Origin of the sequence: Campylobacter portucalensis (assembly GCF_009690845.1) — a bacterium.
Taxonomy (GTDB): domain Bacteria; phylum Campylobacterota; class Campylobacteria; order Campylobacterales; family Campylobacteraceae; genus Campylobacter_B; species Campylobacter_B portucalensis.
The window spans coordinates 39,683-62,874 of the sequence record NZ_VWSJ01000006.1; the positions used below are offsets into that span (position 1 = coordinate 39,683).

19 protein-coding genes are annotated in these 23,192 nt (G+C 28.6%); 13 read left to right on the forward strand and 6 right to left on the reverse strand.

Annotated elements, in window-relative coordinates:
* Window positions 1–183: 183 nt before the first annotated feature.
* Together F1B92_RS02385 and metK are read right to left on the reverse strand one after the other, a co-directional pair.
* On the reverse strand, window positions 184–939 hold the full coding sequence (locus F1B92_RS02385; protein WP_154570314.1) for a YadA C-terminal domain-containing protein: 756 nt from the start codon (window positions 937–939) through the stop codon (window positions 184–186).
* A gap of 356 nt (window positions 940–1,295) precedes the next feature.
* Window positions 1,296–2,498, reverse strand: coding sequence for a methionine adenosyltransferase (metK, locus tag F1B92_RS02390; RefSeq protein ID WP_154570315.1), 1,203 nt, complete (start codon window positions 2,496–2,498; stop codon window positions 1,296–1,298).
* A gap of 169 nt (window positions 2,499–2,667) precedes the next feature.
* Here metK and sstT point away from each other — a divergent pair, with 169 nt between their 5' ends.
* Window positions 2,668–3,903, forward strand: a complete 1,236-nt coding sequence (sstT, locus tag F1B92_RS02395; protein ID WP_154570316.1) for a serine/threonine transporter SstT — start codon at window positions 2,668–2,670, stop codon at window positions 3,901–3,903.
* Window positions 3,904–4,338: 435 nt separating this feature from the next.
* Here sstT and creD read toward each other — a convergent pair whose 3' ends face one another.
* Window positions 4,339–5,694, reverse strand: a complete 1,356-nt coding sequence (gene creD, locus F1B92_RS02400) for a cell envelope integrity protein CreD (RefSeq protein ID WP_154570317.1) — start codon at window positions 5,692–5,694, stop codon at window positions 4,339–4,341.
* Window positions 5,695–5,777: 83 nt separating this feature from the next.
* Window positions 5,778–7,091, reverse strand: coding sequence for an apolipoprotein N-acyltransferase (locus F1B92_RS02405; RefSeq protein WP_154570318.1), 1,314 nt, complete (start codon window positions 7,089–7,091; stop codon window positions 5,778–5,780).
* On the opposite strand from F1B92_RS02405, the gene yajC reads away from it, so the two are divergent.
* From yajC to F1B92_RS02465, 12 genes are all read left to right on the forward strand, one after another.
* Window positions 7,064–7,345 carry a preprotein translocase subunit YajC gene (yajC, locus tag F1B92_RS02410; RefSeq protein ID WP_154570319.1) on the forward strand — a complete coding sequence of 94 codons (282 nt, stop codon included), beginning with the start codon at window positions 7,064–7,066 and terminating at the stop codon, window positions 7,343–7,345. The genes F1B92_RS02405 and yajC overlap by 28 nt on opposite strands.
* On the forward strand, window positions 7,338–8,924 hold the full coding sequence (gene secD / locus F1B92_RS02415; RefSeq protein ID WP_154570320.1) for a protein translocase subunit SecD: 1,587 nt from the start codon (window positions 7,338–7,340) through the stop codon (window positions 8,922–8,924). Before yajC ends, secD begins: the two co-directional genes overlap by 8 nt.
* A 1-nt stretch (window position 8,925) precedes the next feature.
* Window positions 8,926–9,897 carry a protein translocase subunit SecF gene (gene secF / locus F1B92_RS02420; RefSeq protein ID WP_154570321.1) on the forward strand — a complete coding sequence of 324 codons (972 nt, stop codon included), beginning with the start codon at window positions 8,926–8,928 and terminating at the stop codon, window positions 9,895–9,897.
* A gap of 9 nt (window positions 9,898–9,906) precedes the next feature.
* Window positions 9,907–10,245, forward strand: a complete 339-nt coding sequence (locus tag F1B92_RS02425) for a DUF6394 family protein (RefSeq protein WP_154570322.1) — start codon at window positions 9,907–9,909, stop codon at window positions 10,243–10,245.
* 8 nt (window positions 10,246–10,253) lie between these two features.
* Window positions 10,254–12,704 (forward strand): leucine--tRNA ligase, encoded by a 2,451-nt coding sequence (gene leuS, locus F1B92_RS02430; RefSeq protein ID WP_154570323.1) that lies wholly within the window; start codon window positions 10,254–10,256, stop codon window positions 12,702–12,704.
* A gap of 5 nt (window positions 12,705–12,709) precedes the next feature.
* Window positions 12,710–13,246: an LPS assembly lipoprotein LptE gene (gene lptE, locus F1B92_RS02435; protein WP_154570324.1), complete on the forward strand. Its 537-nt coding sequence runs from the start codon at window positions 12,710–12,712 to the stop codon at window positions 13,244–13,246.
* Window positions 13,233–14,384: a Mur ligase family protein gene (locus F1B92_RS02440; RefSeq protein WP_326833071.1), complete on the forward strand. Its 1,152-nt coding sequence runs from the start codon at window positions 13,233–13,235 to the stop codon at window positions 14,382–14,384. Before lptE ends, F1B92_RS02440 begins: the two co-directional genes overlap by 14 nt.
* A gap of 56 nt (window positions 14,385–14,440) precedes the next feature.
* Window positions 14,441–17,377, forward strand: a complete 2,937-nt coding sequence (locus F1B92_RS02445; protein ID WP_154570325.1) for a DEAD/DEAH box helicase — start codon at window positions 14,441–14,443, stop codon at window positions 17,375–17,377.
* Window positions 17,367–18,128 carry an ATP-binding protein gene (locus F1B92_RS02450; protein ID WP_154570326.1) on the forward strand — a complete coding sequence of 254 codons (762 nt, stop codon included), beginning with the start codon at window positions 17,367–17,369 and terminating at the stop codon, window positions 18,126–18,128. Before F1B92_RS02445 ends, F1B92_RS02450 begins: the two co-directional genes overlap by 11 nt.
* Window positions 18,125–18,766: a hypothetical protein gene (locus F1B92_RS02455; protein ID WP_154570327.1), complete on the forward strand. Its 642-nt coding sequence runs from the start codon at window positions 18,125–18,127 to the stop codon at window positions 18,764–18,766. Before F1B92_RS02450 ends, F1B92_RS02455 begins: the two co-directional genes overlap by 4 nt.
* 116 nt (window positions 18,767–18,882) lie before the next feature.
* Complete coding sequence (locus F1B92_RS02460) at window positions 18,883–20,124, forward strand: sulfite oxidase (protein ID WP_407643623.1); 1,242 nt, start codon at window positions 18,883–18,885, stop codon at window positions 20,122–20,124.
* A 44-nt stretch (window positions 20,125–20,168) separates the two neighbouring features.
* On the forward strand, window positions 20,169–20,486 hold the full coding sequence (locus F1B92_RS02465) for a cytochrome C (protein WP_154570328.1): 318 nt from the start codon (window positions 20,169–20,171) through the stop codon (window positions 20,484–20,486).
* A gap of 123 nt (window positions 20,487–20,609) precedes the next feature.
* On the opposite strand, the gene F1B92_RS02470 is transcribed toward F1B92_RS02465, so the two are convergent.
* Window positions 20,610–21,944: a dihydrolipoyl dehydrogenase family protein gene (locus F1B92_RS02470; RefSeq protein ID WP_154570329.1), complete on the reverse strand. Its 1,335-nt coding sequence runs from the start codon at window positions 21,942–21,944 to the stop codon at window positions 20,610–20,612.
* 102 nt (window positions 21,945–22,046) lie between these two features.
* The gene (gene alr, locus F1B92_RS02475; protein ID WP_154570330.1) at window positions 22,047–23,186 is read right to left on the reverse strand and encodes an alanine racemase; all 1,140 of its coding nucleotides are present in this window, start codon (window positions 23,184–23,186) and stop codon (window positions 22,047–22,049) included.
* Window positions 23,187–23,192: the final 6 nt, after the last annotated feature.

Genomic DNA, 23,192 nt, shown 5'->3' on the forward strand with positions numbered 1-23,192 from the left:
ATCCATAATCTTAAATTTTATAAGTTTTTAATATAATGAAGATTATCAAATTTGATTTTAAAGCTATTTTTAAATTTTTGATTGGTTTGATAAATTTATTTGCATATTTTAGATATTGATTTTAATTAAATAAGATTATTAATTCAAAAGTTGCATCTAAATTTAGACACAACTTTTTGATGATTAATTAAAGAAAAATCCAACAGAGCCGCCAAATGTGGTTTGATTTTGAGTATCGTAGCTAACACCACCTTTAAATACCCATTTGCCATCGCTACTCATACCTGAAGCACCAAGAGCTGCTGCACTCTCTCCTGCGTGATGACCTACACCTAAAGTTATTAATCCTTTACCAGGAGCAGTTGATTGAGTAAGCATACCAAGAGCTACAGCTGAAGCAATACCTGCTTTTGAATCTTTTTTGAGATCGTTGATTTTTTGATCTGTTGAAGCTCTTAGATTGTTGATATTTTTTGTATTTTCATTAATCTTTAATGAATTGTTTATTATAAATGTATTTTGTGCTCCAACTTTATCTTTTTTTGCGTTTTTTTGAGCTTGAATTCTAATTCTACTTTTGTTAATGTCTTGAAATTCCTTCCCTTCATATATAATATCTTCTTTTTCGCCTTTTTCATTAGCTTTGTATGGAACTAATTTTTTATATCCAGATTTATTTGCATCTTCATTAAAAACTCGTATATATACATCACCACTATATGGATCCAAGTCTCCTTCGTTTTTTGGAACAAAAACCATTATGTTGTTTGTTTCTTTTTGCGAAACAGCAGCTACCCCTCCAGCGTTTGGCAAGCTAGAATTTGGAGCACTTGTGCTATTTGAATCACTAGTAGAGCTAGGAGCAGCCAACAAATTCGAACTAAAGCAAAAAGTGGCAACTAAAGCTATAAATTTAAAATATCTAAAAGATTTTTTCATTTTTTCTCCTTTTTGAAATAAAATTTAATTGTAATTTTACCCCCCCCCCCTTAAAGTTGGCTTACAAATAGCATAAAAATAGAAGATTTTTGAAAATTTATGGCGTTTTTTTGAAAATTAGTAGAGTTTAAGAAGTATTTAATAAAATTTCATAAACTAATTTTTAGGTTTTTATTCATAGTTTTAATTTTCAAGTTAAATTTAACTATTAAATTTAAACAATTTTGATAATTTTAAAGCCTTGTATTTAAATTTAGTAAATGAAATTTTCAAACTATCATTTAAAAATTTATAAGCAACTTGTCTATTAATTTATGATTTTGAGGCTATAAATTTACCCTAAAATTAGGGTAAATTTACTTTAAAAGCGATTTAAAAATTTCAACGCTATCTAGTGCTTCCCACGGATAATTTTGATTTCCAACTTGACCATTTGCTGCGACATTTGCGTATAAAAAACTATCTTTGCTTGGCTTATCGAGGTTAAATTTATTTATAATCCATTTTGGAGTTAGAGCAAAATTTTCTATAACAAAATTTGATAAAATTTCATCATTGATTTTATCCACATGAGTCCCCATACAATCAACACTTACTGAAACTGGTTTTGCAACACCTATTGCATAACTTAGCTGAACAATACATTTTTTAGCAAGACCTGCTGCTACTATATTTTTAGATAGATATCTTGCCGCATAAAGACCGCTTCTATCGACTTTAGTGTAATCTTTGCTTGATTGAGCCCCGCCGCCTATTGGTGAGTATCCGCCAAAGCTATCAACTATAAGTTTTCTGCCTGTAAGCCCGCTATCATGAAGACTTGAGTGATTTACATAACGCCCTGTTGGATTTATATAGATGATAGTATCGTTTTTATCATATAAATTTGATGGAAGTCCTGCATCATTTATTAAATTTAGTATTAGCTTCCTAACTTTTTCTATACTCATACTATCAACGCAAGGTGCTGATACAACAATGGTGTGAATTTTTTGTGGTTTGCAATTTTCAAAATTATCTTTTGTGCCATAATCAAGAGTAACTTGAGTTTTTATATCAACTCCAAGTTCGTTTGGATGAGATTTTGCGTATTCATAGACCTTATCACACAAAATTCTTGCATAAGTTATAGCAGCTGGCATAAAATTTGAAGTTTCGCAACTTGCAAAGCCAAACATTATCCCTTGATCACCTGCACCAATTTCGCCTGAAATTTGATCAACTCCAGCACTGATATCGCTACTTTGTTTATTTAAAAGAACATGAACTTCAACATCATCTGGATGCAAACACTGCTCTTTTGTAAAATGTGTATTTGCATTATAGCCAATTTCTATAAGTGCATTTTTGACTATACTTTCATACTCGCTAAAACTAAATTCTACTTTTGATTTAACCTCGCCACCTACTACGATATGTTTTCCAGCCACAAAAACCTCACAAGCAAGTCTTGCATCTTTATCAGCCATCAAAACTGCATCAACTATACTATCAGCGATAATATCAGCACATTTATCAGGATGACCTGGACTTACAACTTCAGATGTGAATAAATACATAAATCTCCTTAAAAATAATAAATTATAGAATTTTACTCTTTAATCATTAAATTTTGTTAAATTTGTTAAGTTTTGATACGAAATTTTAAAAATATCTATAAATTTAAGTTAATTTTATATAAATTTAGATAGCATTAACTCTAATTTTAATTATTTTTAAAGGAAAAAAATGGCGTCTTTTGGAAAATTTGTAAATATGTATAAAGATAAAAATCTTATCATTAGAATTTTAATTGGTGTGGCTTTAGGTGCAGTTCTTGGGTATTGTAGTAAAAATTTTGATATAGAATTTGTCAAGACTTTAGCAAGAGGTATAGAGACTATTGGAAATTTATTTGTAGGTGCTTTAAAGGCAGTTGCTCCTATTTTAGTCTTTATTTTAATATCTGGATCATTTATTACAAAGCAATTTAGCAATACTCGTGGTTTAAAAGTTGTCGTTATATTATATATAACAAGTACTCTTTTAGCTTCTTTAATAGGCGTTATAGCTAGTTTTATGTTTCCTTTAACTCTAATTTTGCAAGAAACGTCTTTAAATCAATCCGTGCCTACTAGTTTGGTTGAAGTTTTAAATGGTATGCTATTTAAAATGGTAGATAATCCAATAAATGCACTAGCTACTGGAAATTATGTTGGAATTTTAACTTGGGCTATTGGTTTTGGTATAGCTCTTAGATTTTCAAATCAAGCAACAAAACATATATTTGATGATTTATCAAATGGAGTAACTAAAATAGTGCAATTTATAATTCAACTTGCTCCATTTGGGATTATGGGGCTTGTTACAAATAGTGTTGCAACTGCTGGAGGCGAAGCTCTTTTGGGGTATTTAAAGCTTATAATTGTTTTGGTTGTTGCAATGGGTTTTGTAGCTTTTGTAACAAATCCTTTAATAGCTGCTATTGCTATGAGAAAAAATCCCTATCCGCTTCTTCTTACTTGTTTAAAAGAGAGTGGTTTATATGCATTTTTTACGAGAAGTTCGGCTGCAAATATACCTGTAAATTTAAATTTATGTAGAAAATTAAATTTAGATGAAGAGTTGTATTCTATATCAATTCCTCTTGGAGCTACTATAAATATGACAGGAGCTGCTGTTGTGATCTCAATATTAACAATGTGTGCTGTATTTACGCTTGGGATTGAGGTAAGTTTTGGAACTGCACTTCTTTTATGTTTTGTGTCGGCTCTTGGTGCGTGTGGAGCAGGGGGCGTTGCAGGTGGGTCTTTGATGCTTATTCCTCTTGCAACATCTTTATTTAATATACCAAATAGTACAGCTATGGAAGTTATCGCAGTTGGTTTTATAATAGGAGTTATACAAGACTCTGTTGAAACTGCTATAAATAGCTCAGCTGATGTTTTATACACAGCAGTTGCTTCTGAAGTTAGTAATAAATAAATTATTAAAATTGCAAGATTAAAACTTAATCTTGCACATCTATTTTTAAATTTACACTGCAAATTTAAATTTGATATATTGCTTAATCTGTTGCAATTTATTAGTAAATTTGATTAAAATATGATGCAAATTTACACTTAAATTGAAATTTTCTCAAGATTTTTAGATGGTTTTAAATTTAACTTCAATCGCTAATAATTATAAATTTTTAATTATTATAAGTAAAGGTTAAATTTAAGGTAAAAAGATATTTTATGCCACATTAATATCGATATTTTTCAAAGAGTAGATAAGTAAAAATAGTGAGTTTAGATATCAATAAATACGACAAAAATTTATATAAATTTACTACAAGACAAATCTATTTAGACTAAAAATTTATGTAATTTACATATTTAACTCTCTAAATTTCGAGAGTTAAATTCTAAAATAAGTTTAAGAGTTATCTATATTTTTTACTTCATCTTCTGATCTATTATCATTTTTAGTTAAATACATGGTTAGATAAAGTATAAACATAATCAAAATGGTGCCGCAAAGTAGGGCATATTTTTCCATTTTTAGTATAGAAAATAGCATTGCATAAATTGCACCTAAAAATATCCCTATACTAATTCCAATTTTTTTGCTATTGGAGATTGACCACATATAAAGCCCATTTGGTATTGCGATTGCTAAAGTTGAAACTATGTAAGCATTGGTAAATCCTATATATTCTGAAAGAGATAGTAAAAGTAGATAAAAAAGCACAAGCGAAAAGCCAATTATTCCGTATTGCAAGTAGTGAGTTTTTTTATTTTTAGCTAAATCAAATATATAAACAACCATTAAACTAAGAATTATAAAAAGCATCCCATAATTTGTTGCTCTATTAATTTGAGTGTAGTAATTTACGCTATCTAATAGCTTTACATTAACAGCTCTTTCGTCGTAATTTGTATCATAAAAATAATCATCTGCACTATCGAAATTTCCGCTCATTTTATTTGTTTCAATAACTTGAGGATAATTTCTAACTAAGCTACTAATTTTCCAATTTGCATCAAATCCATTATCAATATTTTTTTTACTAACAGGTAAAATTCCTTTATATGAAGGTGAAGACCAGTTAGATTTGATGTTTATATCATTTTGTTCGCCAAATGGATGGATAAGTATACCGCCATGTCCTCTAAAATCTAGCTCTATATCAAAATCTATTTTATCATCTTCTAGTAATTGTTGATTGTTTATTTTATCACTAAAAATAGATTTTAGGTTTTGAGTTGAAAAGCCATTATGTATTATTCCGTTTGATTTTGTTCCTGGTTCGATTTTTATACTTTCTAAATTTTTAATTTTTAATTTATTTATACTAACTAGTGCTTTTGTATCTCTAAGTCCAACGCCAAGATAGATATCTTTATAATCTTTTGGAATTTTATTGATATCAAAGCTACCTTTTAATTTACCATTTGCTAAATAAACTAAAGTGCTATAAATTCCATAACTTTTATTTTCGCTTTTTAAATTTATATTTATATTTAATTGATCAGGCAAGATTAAAATAGTTTCATTTTTTACTTCATCTTTTATCTTAATTTCTTTTGATACAGCTAAATAAGGACCTGTAAGGACTTGATATTTACCCCAGTCATTTCCAATATTTCTTGAAGCTTCGCTATAATTTCTACCTCTATCTTGTATGATATCTCGTACGAAAAAAATTGGAATTTGTAAAAGTAGAGTCATAATAAAAACCACAATAATCTTGGTTGCAAATCCCTTTTTGCCTTTTGTAAAAAAACTCATTTTATTTCTCCTTAATTGCAAGATAAAATTCATAAAAATTTATTATATTGTATTTCTTTAGGATTAATGTATTATAAATAAATTTATGATTTGCTTTTAATCTGCATTATAAATTCCTTTATCCACATTTTTTTAGGAGTTATTATCTCGCTTTTGCTACCATTTACACTGTGATAAATTGTCGTGGCGTGCTTTGTGGCGTAGTATTTTATTAAAAGTCTTTGTAAATTTGGCTCAGTTGATGGCATAAACCAGCCATTATTTGAAATAGCTATTACAAAATCAGGATTATTGGCATAAATTTCAGGCCTAGTTACTTCATAACAAATAGCGTTTGTGATTTTAAAGCCATTGATTTCATATGTACTTAAATTTTTTGCACTTTTAATATCGCTAGCTCCTTTAAAAAATATTTTATTTACAAAATTTTTTATAAATGTTGGCAGAGGAATTTCTTCACCAAAAGGCACTAGAATAAATTTATCAAACCTCTTCATATCTCCATCTTTAAACAAAAAAGCTGAATTATAAATAAAATCATTTTCATAAGCTAAACCTCCTGTTAAAATTCCTATATTATGAGATTTTTCTTTTAAATACTGCATCAAATTTAATTCTAAATTTACATACGATACGATAGCATTTTCGGGCAAGATTATAAACTCATAACCATCCATTATGGCTTTGTTTATTAAATTTAAAACTTGCTTTATTTGATCGTTTCTATACTCATTTTTCCACTTAATTTCTTGATTAATGTTTGTATTTGCTAAATAAATTTTAAGTGGTAATAAATTTGGAACATTTTGTTTGAATTGAAGAGCAAAAATAAGTAAAAATATCGATATAAATTTAAATTTATTTAATGAATAATAAGCTATTATGAATGCAAATATAAAGCCAAGCCCTCTTAAATTTGGCTCAAAAATTCCTATCACCAAAGTGGCTTCTAAATTTAACCAATTAAAATTAAAAGGATAAAAATAGCTCACAGATAAGAGCATAAAAGCCCTAAAATATAAATTTTTAAACCACCCGCAAACTAAAAAAATAAGTCCGTAAATAAGTCCAAAAAATAAAATTTCAATAGGAATTAAATAGCTTAAATCATAAAACCTTAAGCTAAAACTAACCCAATAAAACCATAAAATTCCAATAAAAAATCCAGTATAGAAAAATTTAATTTTATTAAATTTAAAAAGCTTTAAAAAGCCAAATATCGTTAAAAACGGTGAGATGAAATTTAACCATAAATTATCAAAAATTGATAAAAATATAAAATTTGATATTAAAATTGCTATAAAAAAGCATTTTATAATCTCATTTATGGTAGAATAACGACTTATTATTTTTTTTGTAAAGGATGTATATGGGTAGTAACAGTATTTTTGGGACATTGTTTCCTCTTGTTATTTTTTTTCTTATTTTTTATTTTTTGGTTATTAGACCGCAACAAAAACAGGCAAAAGCACACGCCAAAATGCTAAATGAATTAGCAAAAGGTGATAAAATTTTAACAGCTGGCGGTTTTAAATGCACGGTTATAAAACCAGGAGATGATTTTATCACAGTTAAGCTTAATGATGATATAATTGTTGAACTTTCTAGAAATCATGTAGCTAGAAAATTAGAAAAGATAGAAAATGCGTAACGCAAATATAGGCTATAAATTAATAATTTTAATTATAACTTTTGTATTTTCTTTAGTTTTTTCTATTCCGTCTTTTTTACAACTTGAAAAGGGGCATAAGGTAAATTTAGGTCTTGATTTGCAAGGTGGGCTTCATATGCTTTTGGGCGTAGAGGTGGATGAGGCTATAAAATCAAAAATAAAATCAATTGCTTCAAGTGTTAGTTATTCTTTAAATAAAGATGAAATTTTTATTGATAAATTTGTAATTGAAGATAGTTATTTTGAATTTGAAGTTTTAGTGCCTGAAGAGATACAAAAAGTTGATGCCATTTTGAGTAAAATCGATGGTTTAAAAATAGAAAAAAACAGTCTTAAATATAGTGTTTATTTAACAGATGCCGAGATTATTTCTACAAAACAATATGCTATAGATCAAGCTGTTGAAACTATTAGAAATAGGCTTGATCAATTTGGTTTAAGTGAGCCAACAGTTGCGAGACAAGGAAAAGAAGATATTTTAGTTGAAATTCCTGGAGTTAAGACAAAAGCAGATGAACAAAGGGCGATGGATTTGATAGCGACTTCTGCACATTTGGAGCTTATGGCTCTTGATGATGAAAGGCAAGATAGAGTAAATTCTATGAGTAAAGAAGAGGCTAAAAAATATGGTGATTTGATATTAGAAGATGCAAAAAATTCTAGTGTAAAGTATTTGGTTAAAAAAATTCCTGTCCTAGATGGATCTATGTTAGTTGATGCAAAGGTTGCTTTTGATCAACACACAAATCAACCAATAATAAATTTTACTCTAAATTCAGAAGGTGCGGCTATTTTTGGAGATTTTACTGGTAAAAATGTTGGAAAAAGATTGGCTATTGTTTTGGATGATAAGGTATATTCTGCTCCTAGAATTAATGAAAGAATAGGCGGTGGAAGTGGTCAAATAAGTGGTGGATTTACATTAGAAGAGGCAAGGGATGTTGCTATTGCTTTGAGAAGTGGCGCTTTGCTTGCACCTGTTAAGCTTTTGGAGAAAAGAAGTATAGGTCCAAGTTTGGGAGCTGAAAGCATTAGGCAAAGCAGTATTGCTTTAATCGGTGCTAGTGTTCTTGTAGTGTTGTTTATGATTGTTTATTATGGTATGGCAGGAATTTTAGCAAATATAGCTTTAGTTGTAAATATTTTATTTTTGATTGCTATAATGGCACTTTTTGGAGCAACTCTTACTCTTCCTGGAATGGCTGGTATAGTTTTAACTGTAGGTATGGCCGTTGATGCAAATGTAATTATAAATGAGAGAATTAGAGAGATGCTGCGAGCTGGAAATAGTGTAAAAGTTAGCATACAAAAAGGCTATGAAAATGCTATGAGTGCTATAATTGACTCAAATTTAACCACTTTAATAACATCAGCAGCACTTTATGCTTATGGCACTGGTCCTGTTAAAGGCTTTGCTGTTACGATGAGTATAGGGATAATTGCGTCTATGATAACAGCCATATTAGGAACACATGGTATGTTTGATGCATTGGCTGATAGAATTGAAAAAAGCAAAAATATATTATTTTGGTTTGGCTATAAGATAAAGAGGAGTTGATATGCAGATATTTGATAAAGATAAAATTTATAATTTTATGGGCGTTAGATATATTTTTTTAGGTATTTCTATATTTTTAATGATCGCCTCTGTTGTTTTATTATGCACAAATGGAGTTAAATATGGCATTGACTTTTCTGGTGGCACTTTAATACAAATAAAATATGAAGAAAAAGCCCCTATTGAAAATATTAGAACTTTGCTTGAAGAAGTAGAGCATTTAAAAGGTGTGAGTGTTACTGAATTTGGAAGCGATGAAGAGATAACTATAAGATACGCTGGCAGTAGTGATTCTTTAGGGCAAGATCCTGGTGCTAATATAGCAAAAATGCTTCAAAGCACTGGTAAATTTGAGGTAAGAAGAGTTGATATTGTAGGACCAAAAGTAGGGAATGAGCTAAGACAGAGTGGATTAATGGCTATTGTTGTTTCTTTTGTGCTAATTTTAATCTATATAGCTTTTAGATTTGAGTGGCGATTTGCACTGGCTGCAATTATTTCTGAAATACATGACGTTTTGATAACAATTGGCATTATTGCACTGCTTGGAATCAATGTAAATTTAGACACTTTGGCTGCAATTTTAACTGTTATAGGATACTCATTAAATGATACAATTATTGTATTTGATAGAATAAGAGAAGGCGTGCAAGAGAGCAAGGAAAATGAAATTTCAAAAGTCATTAATGAATCTGTTTCAAAAACACTTTCAAGAACCATACTTACATCTTTTACAACCTTAATAAGCGTAGTTGTGCTTTATTTATTTGGTGGAGATATGATAAAAGATTTTTCATTTATCATGATGGTTGGTGTTATTGTTGGGACATTTAGCTCTGTATTTATAGCAGCACAAACTCTTATTATTTTAAAATTTAATGTGGTTGATTATAGGGCACTATTAGCTGAAAAATTAAAAAGAAAAAAAGATAAAGAAAAAATGCGTGCAATGTATGAAAAGGGTATTGTTTAAAGGAGAGTTATGAATTGGGGACGAGTTGTACATATCTTTTTTACTTTAATGAGTTTAACTACTATTGCAGGATATTTATATATGCACAGTGGGATAGCACTTTTTGTGGCTGCTAGCGTAAATTTAATCTCAACACTACTTAAAATCGGTGTTAGAAATATACTATCAGCAGAGCTTTTTGCTAGCTCTTTGGTTGCTGATTTGCACTTGATTCCAGCTTTTATACTTTATGTGGTAGGGCATAATAAAGAAGTAATTTATGCTTTAGTGATAGGTGCAGGACTTGCAAATCTTTTTTCAATGATTATAACAGTTGTTGAAGCAGTTAAAGATAGAGATGAATTTTAGGAGATATTATGGCTTATGATGCTAAAAATATAGAAAAAAAGTGGCAAAAAATTTGGCAAGAAAATGGTGAATTTGAGCCTAAAGATAATTATAATTTACCAAAAAAGTATATTTTAAGTATGTTTCCATATCCAAGTGGTAGAATTCATATGGGGCATGTTAGAAATTACTCTATAGGTGATGCAATTGCAAGATATTATAGGCAACAAGGTTTTAATGTTTTGCATCCAATAGGATTTGATAGCTTTGGAATGCCAGCTGAAAATGCTGCAATAAAGCATAAAATTCATCCTAGAATTTGGACTTACGAAAATATTGATTATATGATAAAAGAGCTAGATAGCTTAGGTCTTAGTTTTTCTAAAAAACGACTACTTGCTACATCTGATCCACTATATACAAAATGGGAACAAGAATTTTTTATAAAAATGTATGAAAAAGGCTTGATCTATAGAAAAAATTCTATTGTTAATTGGTGTGAAAATGATCAAACTGTTTTAGCAAATGAGCAGGTTGAAGATGGTAAGTGTTGGCGTTGTGGTCATGAAGTTGTTCAAAGAGATATGCCAGGATATTATTTAAAAATCACTCATTATGGCGATGAATTGTTAAAAGATTTAGAAAATTTAAAAGGTAAATGGCCATCTCAAGTTTTGACTATGCAAGAAAATTGGATTGGTAAAAGCAGTGGTCTTGAGTTTAGTTTTAAATTTGATGAAAAGAGCAAAGAATTATTAGATGGAATTTCGCATTTTAAAGTCTTTACAACTAGACCTGATACCATTTATGGAGTTAGTTATACAGCTTTAGCACCAGAACATAATGTAGTTAAAAAACTTATAGAAAAAGGCGTTTTAAGCAAAGATGTTGAAGAGAAAATAAAATTTATACTCAATCAAAGTCCAAGAGAGAGACAAATCAAAGAAAAAGATGGCGTATTTTTGGGACTTTATGTTATACATCCTTTAACAAATGAAAAAATTCCTGTTTGGATGGCAAATTTTGTATTAGCTGAGTATGGAAGCGGTGCTGTTATGGCGGTTCCTGCTCATGATGAGAGGGATTTTGAATTTGCAAGTAAATTTAATCTTGATATTAAACAAGTAATTAAGCCAAAAAATTCTCAGTGGGATTTTAAAAATGGAGCTTTTATTGATGATGGGATTTTAATCAACTCTGGCGATTTTAGTGAAATTTCAAGCTATGAAGCTAGAGATAATATAATTTCTAAATTTGAAAAAGATGGTATTGGTAAGAGAGTTGTGAATTTTAAACTACGAGATTGGGGCGTTAGTCGTCAAAGATATTGGGGAGCACCTATTCCTATGATTCATTGTCAAAAATGCGGTCTTGTGCCAGAAAGAATTGAAAATTTACCAGTAACTTTACCTGATGATGTTGAGATAACAGGAGAGGGAAATCCTCTTGATAAAAATCTTGATTGGAAGACCTGCACCTGCCCAAAATGTGGTTCTCATGCAAAAAGAGAGAGTGATACTTTAGACACTTTTTTTGAAAGCAGTTGGTATTTTGCTAGATTTGCAAGCGATGAAAAGACGTGGCAAGATAGAGCTTTTGATGAAAAAAGTGTAGATTATTGGATGAGTGTTGATGAGTATATTGGTGGTATCGAGCACGCAATTTTACATCTTTTATATGCAAGATTTTTTCAAAAAGCTTTAAGAGATTTAGGATATTTAAAAGATGATGAGCCATTTTCAAATCTTTTAACTCAAGGAATGGTATTAAAAGATGGCTCTAAAATGAGTAAAAGTAAAGGAAATACCGTTGATCCAGATGAGATTATAAAAAAATACGGTGCTGATACGGCTAGACTTTTTATTTTGTTTGCTGCACCACCTCAAAAAGAGCTTGAATGGAATGATAGTGCAGTTGAAGGAGCGTATAAATTTTTAAATAGATTAAATGACAGAAGCAAAAGCTGTATTAAAACAGATACTATTCCATTAATTAAACATGAAAATTTAAATAAAGAAGAAAAATATGCAAGATTGAAAGTTTATGAAGCTCTTCAAAAAGCAAATGAAGTATATACAAAAACTTTTGCATTTAATACCCTAATAGCTGCTTGTATGGAGTCTTTAAATGCATTAAATTTACAAGAAAATCAAGAAGTTTGGACAGAGGGATTTTGGATTATACTTAATCTATTAGAACCAATTATTCCGCACCTTGCAAATGAGTTAAGCCATAATTTATTCAATAGAAAAAATTTTGGAAAAATTGATGTTAGAAGCGAAGTTTTTGTAAAAGATACCTTAAATTTAGCAGTTACTATAAATGGTAAAAGAAGATCTGAGATTGAAATTCAAACGAATTTAGATGATAGCGAGATTTTAAATTTAGCTAAAAAAAGTGTTGCAAAATGGATTGAAAACAAAACTATAATAAAAGAAATTTACATTAAAGAAAAATTAGTAAATTTAGTTGTAAAGTAGGTATGATGAAAAAGTTTATTTTGGGAATTTTATCTTTTTTGATTGTTGGTTGTGGATATGCTCCTATTGGAAGGATAAGCGACAACATCCTTGAAGATAAAATTTTTGTGGATGTTTTTATGAATAAAATAGATCCACAAAATACAGTTGCTATAAAAGATGCTGTAAAAGATGGTATTATTTATAGGCTTCATAAAGAGTTATCTGATAAAAAAAATGCTAATAATTTTATAATTGCAAGCATAAATCATCTTAGTTTTTCTCCTTTGACTTATGATCAATATGGCTACGCTACAAGTTATAGAGTAAATTTAGTTTTAGCTTTTGAAGCTAGATTGAAAGATGGTAGAGTTGTAAGATTTAGTGGCAGTGGCGATCATGATTTTAGAGTTACAAGACTTTTGAAAAATGCCAGAGACACTAGCTCTATTATAAGCGATCAAGAGCGATATGAGGCTATAAAAAATGCATCCACACAAGCATTTGATGAATTTATAGCTGTACTTGGAATAGAGAGTTTAAAATCTAGTGAATTTAAATGAGTATTTAAAAAACAAACCAATTTTTTATAAAAAAATTGATTATGATAGAATGCCAAGAGCTTTTAAAAGCATTAAAAATAGCTTAAATTTACCACCAATCATCCATATAGTCGGCACGAATGGTAAAGGCTCAACGGGAAGATTTTTAGCTCAAATTTGTGAGAGTTTGGGCTATTTGGTTGGTCATTATACAAGCCCTCATATTTTTAAATTTAATGAGAGATTTTATAAAAATGGTCAAATTATAAGTGATGATGAGTTGGAAAATGCTCATCAAATTTTACAAAATTTATTAAATGATGAGTTTAAAAACACATTAAGCTATTTTGAATACGCCACATTTTTAGCGGCAATTTTATTTGAAAAATGCGATTTTGTCATTTTTGAAGCGGGGATGGGTGGTGAATTTGATGCTACTAATCTGTTTGAAAAAAGATTATCACTTTTTACTCCAATAGGGTTAGATCATACTGAAATTTTAGGTGATAGTTTAGAAAAAATTAGTTACACAAAATTAATTAGTATGGATAAATTTGCAATTTTAAATGATGATATGAGTGAAATTTCTATTGATATTGCTAAGAAAATAGCTATCAAAAAAAATGCTAAAATCCATTTATCTAGCGAGATTTTAGATGAATTTGATAAGAGAGAGATTTTAAAATATGCCAATAATTTTAAACTTGCAAAATTTCAAATTTCAAATTTAAGTTTGAGTTTTGCTGCGACTAAGTTTTTAAAATTAAAACCAAATTTAAATATTTTAGGGGCTTTAAATTTAAAGGGTCGTTTAGAGAGAGTTTTATCGAATTTAATAGTTGATGTCGGACACAATCCTTTAGGTGCGAAAGCTATATTGCAATCACTATATCCAAATAAATTTAAATTAATTTACAACTCATTTTTAGATAAAGATTATAAGAGCGTTTTAGAAATTTTAAAGCCTATTGTAAAAGAAGTGTGTATTTATGATTATCAAAGTAATAATAGAGAACTCGCTACTAAATTTTTGCCTAAAGTTTGTGAAAATTTAGGTCTAAAATACTCAAATTTTACTCAAATATCTAAGGATGAAAATTATCTTTTGTTTGGCTCTTTTATGTTGGTTGAGGAATTTTTAAATAAAGAGTTGAAGTAAATATGAAGATTTATAGTCTATATTAAAAAATTTAGTGTCTAAATAATGGAGTTTTAATGCAAGATAGAGTTTATGAATATTTTTTAAACAATCATAAAGATATTTTAATTTGTGAAAATACAAAAGAAGCTATGATTTGTAGTGAGGTTGCTAAATTTATAGGGTATGAAACATTTGTTTTGCCTGATTTTAGAGCAGTTTATGGGGATGATTTAAGATCTTTTAATGATGAAATTATGTCTTTAAGTTTTGAACTTAGTAAATTTTATAAAAGCAAAGCCTTAAAAAAATTAATAATCACCCCTTTTAAAACTATTTTAAATAAGCTTCCATCAAAAAAACATCTTCAAAATAAAAGTATAAATTTAGGCGATAAGATTAATATAAATGAGCTAAAAGATGAGTTGGTTAGATTTGGCTATGAGTTAGTTGATATTGTTGAAGCTAATGCAGAAGCAAGTATCAGGGGAGAAGTGATTGATATTTTTCCAGTTGGTGCTAGATATCCTTTTAGAGTGCTTTTGGATCTTGATGAGGTTGAGAGCATTAAAAAATTTGATGTTGATACGCAACTTAGTCAAAAAGATGAGTTGTTGAGTGTTGAAATAACACCTTTTATGGCTTTTTTGCAAAAAGACGAATACGATAAAACTCAAAATTTAGTAAATAATTTTAAATCAAATTCTCTAATCAACGATATAAAAACTCTTGGTTTTTGGGCGATTGATGATTTTATTTATTATTTAGATAATTTTAGTGCTATTTTACTTCATGAAATTGATGATTTAATTTTAGATAAAAAGCTAGAAATCTTACCACAAGCTAAAAATTTTAAAGATTTAAATATTAGTTTTAGTGGAGAATTTTTAGAGTTTCATAAGGATAAAAAAATCACAATTTTAGCTAGAAATGAGGCTTTATTTGATAGTTTTGATTTAAAAGAAGATGTAAATTTATCTCTCAAAATCAGCCCTTTGATTGTAAATTTAATAAGCAAAGACTCAGCCATAATCTCTTTAAATAAACCGATTTCAAAAAAACGATCAAAAAAAGCCAGTATTGTTATTGATGAGTTAAAAATTGGTGATTATGTTGTTCATAGTGATTATGGTGTTGGTAAATTTATAGGGCTTCAAAAAGCAAAAATTATGGGTGCTTTAAGGGAATTTGTAACTATTATTTATCAAAATGATGATAAAGTCTTGCTTCCTGTTGAAAATTTAAATATGATAGATAGATATATTGCAAGTTTAGGAGTGCCTATACTTGATCGCTTAGGAAAGGCTAATTTTGCAAAACTTAAAGAAAAAGTAAGACAAAAACTTTTTGTTATAGCTTCAAAAATTATAGAATTAGCAGCCAAAAGAGAGTTGATAAAAGGTAAGATTATATCGCCAAATACCGATGAATACGCTAAATTTATAAGCAGTGCAGGTTTTTACTATACAAAAGATCAACAAATTGCTATTGATGAGATTTTAAATGATCTTAAAAGCGGTAAAGTTATGGATAGATTAATAAGTGGCGATGTTGGATTTGGTAAAACAGAAGTTGCTATGAATGCTATATTTTTAGCGGTTAAAGCAGGTTATCAAGTATTATTTTTTGTGCCAACAACCCTTCTTAGCTCCCAGCACTATAAAACACTACAAGATAGATTTAAAGAATTTAATATACCTATTTTTCGATATGATAGATTTAGTAGTGCAGCAAATAAAAAAGCCTTAAAAGAAGCTCTTTTTCAGAAAACACCTTTAGTTTGTGTAGGTACTCACGCGCTTTTAGGGTTGGAGAGTCAAAATTTGGGTCTTATTATTATTGATGAGGAGCATAAATTTGGAGTTAAGCAAAAAGAAAAATTAAAAGAGATTTCAAGTAATTCTCATATTCTAAGTATGAGTGCAACGCCCATTCCAAGAAGTTTAAATATGGCACTTAGTTCAATAAAAAGCTACTCATCTATAAAAACACCGCCACTTGATAGACAAGATATTAGAACTATAGTTAAAGAAAATGATGATATTATCATAAAAGAAGCGATTTTAAGAGAGTTAAGAAGAGGAGGGCAAATTTTTTATGTGCATAATCACATAGCTAGCATAAATGGTATAAAAACTAAGCTTTTAGAAATTTTACCAAATCTTAAAATTTTAACTCTTCATTCTAAAATTGAGCAAAAATTAGCAGAGGATGAGATTATAAAATTTTTAAACAAAGAGTATGATTTAATGCTTTGCACAAGTATAGTTGAAAGTGGTATTCATATGCCAAATGCAAACACAATAATAGTAAATGATGCAAATAAATTTGGTATTGCAGATCTCCATCAACTTCGCGGTCGTGTCGGTAGAAGTGATAAGCAAGGATACTGCTACTTTTTAATACAAGATAAAAATTTATTAAGCGAAGATGCTTTAAAAAGGTTAGTTGCTTTGGAGAGTAATTCGTTTTTAGGAAGTGGTGGAGTGTTAGCTTATCATGATTTAGAGATTAGAGGAGGCGGAAATTTAATAGGAGAGGCACAAAGTGGGCATATTGAAGGGATTGGATATTCGCTTTATTTAAGAATGCTTGAAGATGAGATAAATGCACTTTTAAATAAAAAATCAAAAGATTTGAATAAGATTGATTTAAAATTAAATATAACAGCATTTTTAAATAGTGATTACATAAAAGAAGATAGGCTTAGACTTGAGTTGTATCGTCGCTTAAGTAAAACAAAATATATTAGTGAAATTTATGAAATTAGATCAGAGATGGAGGATAGGTTTGGCAAGATTGATATTTATACTAAGCAGTTTTTGGAATTGATGATAATAAAAATTTTAGCCTTAAATCTTGATTTTAAAAGCATTTCTAATTATGAAAACAATATAACTTTAATAAAAAATGATAACTCAAAAATATCTCTAAAATCAAGAAGTAAAGATGATGATGATATTTTAAATGAAATTTTAAGTTATCTAAGAACAAAGGCAAAAAATGGATTTTAAAACTACAAAAGCAGCCATTTATAGATCATATCTAGGCGGTTTAAGAGGTGTTGATGAGATTGATTTTGTGGATATCAACTCTCTTATTGGAATTGATTTTCAAAAAAACTCTCTTTTAGAAAATACAAAAAATTTCTTAGAAGATAAGCTTGCATTTCATACTTTATTATGGGGTGAGAGAGGTTGTGGTAAAAGCAGTCTTTGCAAGGCTGTTTTTTGTAAATTTTTTGATCAAAATTTAAGAGTTATAGAGTTTTTAAAAGATGATTTGATAAATTTAGTTCAAATTTTAGATGAAATTAGATATCAAAAATCTTATAAATTTATCATTTATCTTGATGATTTGAGTTTTGAAAATGGCGATGATAGCTATAAATATTTAAAACCATTGATGGAGGGAAGTATTGAAAAAGTTCCAAGTAACGTGCTTTTATATGTTACATCAAATAGAAGGCATTTAGTAAAAGAAAATTTTAGCGATAATGAAAATATAGTTGTTAAAAATGGTGAAATTCATATGATGGATGGTGTTAATGAAAGATTGTCTTTAAGCGATAGATTTGGACTTTGGCTTAGTTTTTATCAAGGCTCATTTAAAGAGTATTTAGATATAGTTGATGAGTATTTTAAAAATTTTAATTTAGATAGGGAAAAAATGCACGAAGAAGCTAAAAAATTTGCTATGTTAAGAACTAGTAGAAGCGGAAGGGTTGCTAGGCAATTTTATGAAATTTATAAGAGTGCTTTATGAATTCAGCAGATATTTTTAATGCACTTTATAAAAATATAAAATTTGATGATTATTTTTTGCAAATCTTAGGTAAATTTGAGGCTTTGATTTTAGTTTTTTTATTAAAAGATAGAAGTTTAAGTCTATCAAAACAGGCTCTTTTAGACTTAAAGCCTTTTTTAAATTTAGAAGATTTTATAAATTTAAATCCTTTAAAATTATCTAAAATTTTAAAGTCAAAATCTATAAAAAAATCAGAAATTATAATTAATTTTTGTCAAAATTTGATTAGTGAATTTGGAGATTTTGAGTATTTTAAAAGTAATGCAGATAGAGATTGGTTGATCCAAAATAGGGGTGTTAGTTTGGTTAGTGTTGATGAAATTTTTTCTTTTGTTTTATGCAAAAAAAATATGGCAGTTAGTTCATCTATGCTTAAGATATTAAAATGTTTAAATTTCGAATTTGATAGCTATTTTGAAGCAAAAGAGTGGATAGAATGCTTTAGATTTGATAAAAATTTTTACGATTTTAAAAGCGAAAATGAGTTTTTTTGTGCGTATCAAATTTTAGCTTATGAGTTTGCAAATTTGCATTTTAAGGGTCTAAATTTAAGCTCAGAAGGAAGAGAAATTTTATCTAAAATTAAATTCATTTAAATTTCATTTTATAAATAATTTTTAAATTAAAAAGAATATTTAAAATTTTAATTTATTGATAATTTATAGCTTTTAAAATACAATCATTTTAAAATTTTATGAAAGGTTTAAAAATGATTAAAGATAAAAAATATTATCAAAAAAGAAGAAGTTTTTTAAAAAATACATCTCTTATGGCTTTTGCTTCAATAATAGGTACTAAGGTTCCTTTTGGCGATAATTTTCCAAATTTTTTAGTTCCAGCAGCAGCTGAAAAATTAGAAAATTTTCAATTAGAAGGAAAATCGGATCTTATTTTTCATAATGATAGACCAATAACAGGCGAAACGCCAGCACATTTGCTTGATGATGATTTTACAAAACCTGAGTATGTTTTTGTAAGAAATAATGGACTTCCACCTGAAAAAAGCGTACTTGATCCAAAAAAATGGACTTTAGAAATTACAGGAGAGAGCTGTTTAAATCCAAAAATTTTTACTCTTGATGAGTTAAAAACCAAATTTAAACACTACACTTATGCATTAACTCTTGAATGTGGTGGCAATGGAAGAGGAGAAGTTGTGCCAGGTACTATGGGGACTCAGTGGGGCGTTGGTGCTGTTTATTGTGGTCGCTGGACTGGCGTTAGACTTGGCGATATCTTAAAAAGTTGCGGGATAAAAGATGATGCAATTTATGTTGGATATTATGGCGTTGATATACCTTTAAATGGTGATACATCGAAAAATCCAATAAGTCGCGGTGTTCCGATTTCTAAAGCGATGAGTGATGAGACTTTGGTAGCTTTTGCATACGAAGGAAAAGATATTCCTTTAATGAATGGCTATCCTCTTAGATTGGTTTGTGGTGGATATCCAGCATCTGCTTCTGGAAAATGGCTTAAAAAAATTAGCATTAGAAATAAAATTCACGATGGAGAAAAGATGATGGGTTCATATCAAGTACCTTGCCATCCAGTAGCTCCAGGAAGCGATGCAAAAGGTGTTGATATGTGCATAATAGAATCAATGCCAATAAAATCTGTAATAACTTATCCACAAAACAAAATAAAAATCTCTAAGAATGATAAACTAGAAATTCGTGGAAAAGCGTGGGCAGGTGAGCTAGAAGTAAGTAAAGTTGAGATAAGCATTGATTTTGGTGCTACTTGGATAAAAGCAAAATTAGAAAAACCGCTAAATCGCCTTGCATGGCAAAAATTTGTCGGCGAGATAAAATTTAAAGAAGAGGGCTATTATGAAGTTTGGGCTAGAGCAACCGATAATAACGGCGTATCTCAACCGATGGTCTTAGGAGCGTGGAATCCAAAAGGATATTTAAATAACTCTTGTCATAGAGTTGCTGTTTTTGTTAGTTAGGCTCTAAATTTATAGTTAGCGAAATTTGTATAAACGGAGATTATATGAAAAAAATATTTTTTATGTTTGCTATTTTTAGTGTTATTTTTGCAAACGAAATAGATTTAGAAAGCGGATTAAAGATTGATGATGGCTGGGATATAGTAGCAGCAAATTGTATAGCGTGCCATAGTGCAAATTTAATAACAAATCAAAAAGCAACAAAACAAGGATGGTTAGATATCATAAGATGGATGCAAAGAAGTGAAGGGCTTTGGGAGTTAGATCCAGAGATGGAAAATACAATAATAAGCTATCTTGCTAAAAATTACGGTAATAAATTTGAAACCAGAAAACGCTTACCTCTTTTAATATCAGACTAGTTATAAATTTAGAGATTTAAATCTCTAAATTTATCTAAAACATAAAAATTTAAGCTTGCATTAAAGCCCTATAAAATAGTCGATAAAAATTTATTTACTCGATTATAATTTAAAATGGACACTTTATGCATTTGCAAATAAATCATTTAGTGCTTCACTTATGCTAGGATGTGTGAAAATTTGATTTTTAAAAATACTTATATCTGCATCTAGTTGCATAATAAGAGCTATTTCGTTTATAAGTTCATGGGCATCTATGCAATGAAAAGTAGCACCTAAGATTTTTTTGTTTTTTGTATCAACTATAGCTTTTAAAAATCCACTCTCTTTTCCTAAAATTTTTGCATTTGGAATGTTGGCAAGAGGGAGTTTTAAGATATTTATAGAGTCATTATCCAATACATCTTTTTCTTTTAAACCAATTTTTGCTAGAGGCGTATTTGTAAATAATACATTTGCATGAATTGGGCGATTATTTGTAGTTCTTTTTTTATCTCCAAAGAGATGTGAAAAAATTATTCTATAATCATCAAGAGATATATATGTGAAAAACTCACCGCCTTTTGCATCACCAACTGCGTAAATATTTGGATTTGTAGTCTGTAAAAATTCATTTACAACTATACTTTCATCGCTATTTAGTTTTACATTTGCAGATTCTAAATTTAGTGATTTTGTATTTGCAACTCTTCCTGTTGCAAGCAAAAATGCATCTGCTTTTAAAGAGATTTCACTATCTTTGCTTTTATAAATAATTGTGTCATTATTGATTGATAGAGGTTTTGCTTCAAGCAAAATTTCTATACCTTGAGCTTCTAATTCATTTTTTACGCTGTTTTTTACATCTTCATCCTCATTTGGAAGAAATTCATCTTTTCTTATTAATATACTAACTTTTGAGCCAAAATTTGCAAACATCGAGGCAAATTCAAGACCTATAAAACCGCTACCTATAACCACTAAATGATCAGGTAAATTTTCTATATCTAAAATCTCTTTGCTAGTATAAACTTGATTAGAATCTATCTTTATAGATGGAATTTTATCATAAGAGCCAGTATTTATGATAAATTTATTGGCACTTATGGTTATATTTTTACCATTATCTTGTGCTATATTTATGTGATTTTCATCTAAAAAATTTGCAACGCCATCTATAATATCTATATTTTTATTATCATTTAGCATTGCATAATTTTTTGCTCTTAAAGTAGTTATTAGCTCATTTTTTTGTTTCATAGCACTTTTAAAATACTCTTTTTTATCTTCATAAAATCTTGCTTCTTTTGATAAATTTAATAATTTTTTTGTAGGAATGCAGCCGATATTTATGCAAGTTCCGCCATACATATTTTTAGATTTTTCAATCAAAGCAACCTTTTTTCCGATATTTGCCATTTTAATTGCTAAAGTTTTTCCAGCCTTTCCAAAACCAATTATTGCAAAATCGTAGTTCATTTTTGTCTCCAATATTTAAAATGAGGTATTTTATATTTTTTCTAAAAATACACTATAAATAAATTAAAAATATTATTTAAAACTATCTTTTAAATTTGCAAATTAAATATCTAAATAGTTTATTTTTTCTATGATTTTATCATTTTTTACATAAACTCTAGGAATTCTTCTTTGCATCGAACAAAGCACTTCATAGCTTATGGTATTTGATCTTTTTGCCACTTCATCTGCTGTTAAATTTTCATCAAAAATAGTAGCAAATTCTCCTATCTTAACATCCATATTAAGTGGTATTTTTACCATACATTGATCCATACAAATTCTACCTACAACAGGACATTTAACGCCTTTTATTAAAATTTCAGGTGAGTTTTGAATCCTTGCAAAACCATCTGCGTATCCGATATTTACAGTAGCAATTTTTTCTAAATTTTTAGTTTTGTAAGTTAGTGAGTAGCTTATAAATTTATCTTTTGGTAGAATTTTTATATTTATTATTTTTGCTTTTAGACTCATAACGGGCTTTAAATTTAGTTTATGGCGTGTATGGTTTGATGGATAATAGCCGTAATTTGCCAATCCAACCCTTACCATATTAAATTGAAAATTTTTAAAATTTATAGTAGCTGCTGAGTTTGATATATGTTTTAAATTTATAAAAAGTGAGTTTTGTTCTAATAAATTTATGATTTGAGTAAATTTTTCATTTTGCAAGTTCGTAAATTTATGATCGCTTGAATCTGAATTTGAAAAGTGGCTAAAAATACCCAAAATCTCTAAATTTGAAAGCTTTGAAATCTCTAAAATTTCATCTTTTGTTTTTAAGATATCATCTAGTAAAAACCCAATTCTTGACATTCCTGTATCAATTGCAATATGAATTTTTAAAATTTTTGAGTTTTTTTTTGCGATTTTATTTGCTACTTTTGCCATTTCTAAATTATAAATAGGAAGTTCTAAATTGTATTTTAAACAAGCCTTTATATTTTCACAAAATCCAAGAAGCAAAATTGGAAGTTTTATTCCATTTTTTCTCAATTCAACACCTTCATTGAGTCTTGAAACTGCTAAATAATCAGCCCCCAATTTTTCATAAAATTTAGAAATCATAACGCTTCCATGCCCATAAGCATCAGCTTTTACTACGCCACAAAATTTAACACCATCATTTAATAAAGATTTAATGTTTTTAAAATTATGCTCAAAATTATCTAAATTTATTAAAGTATAAATATTTTCCATTTTTAT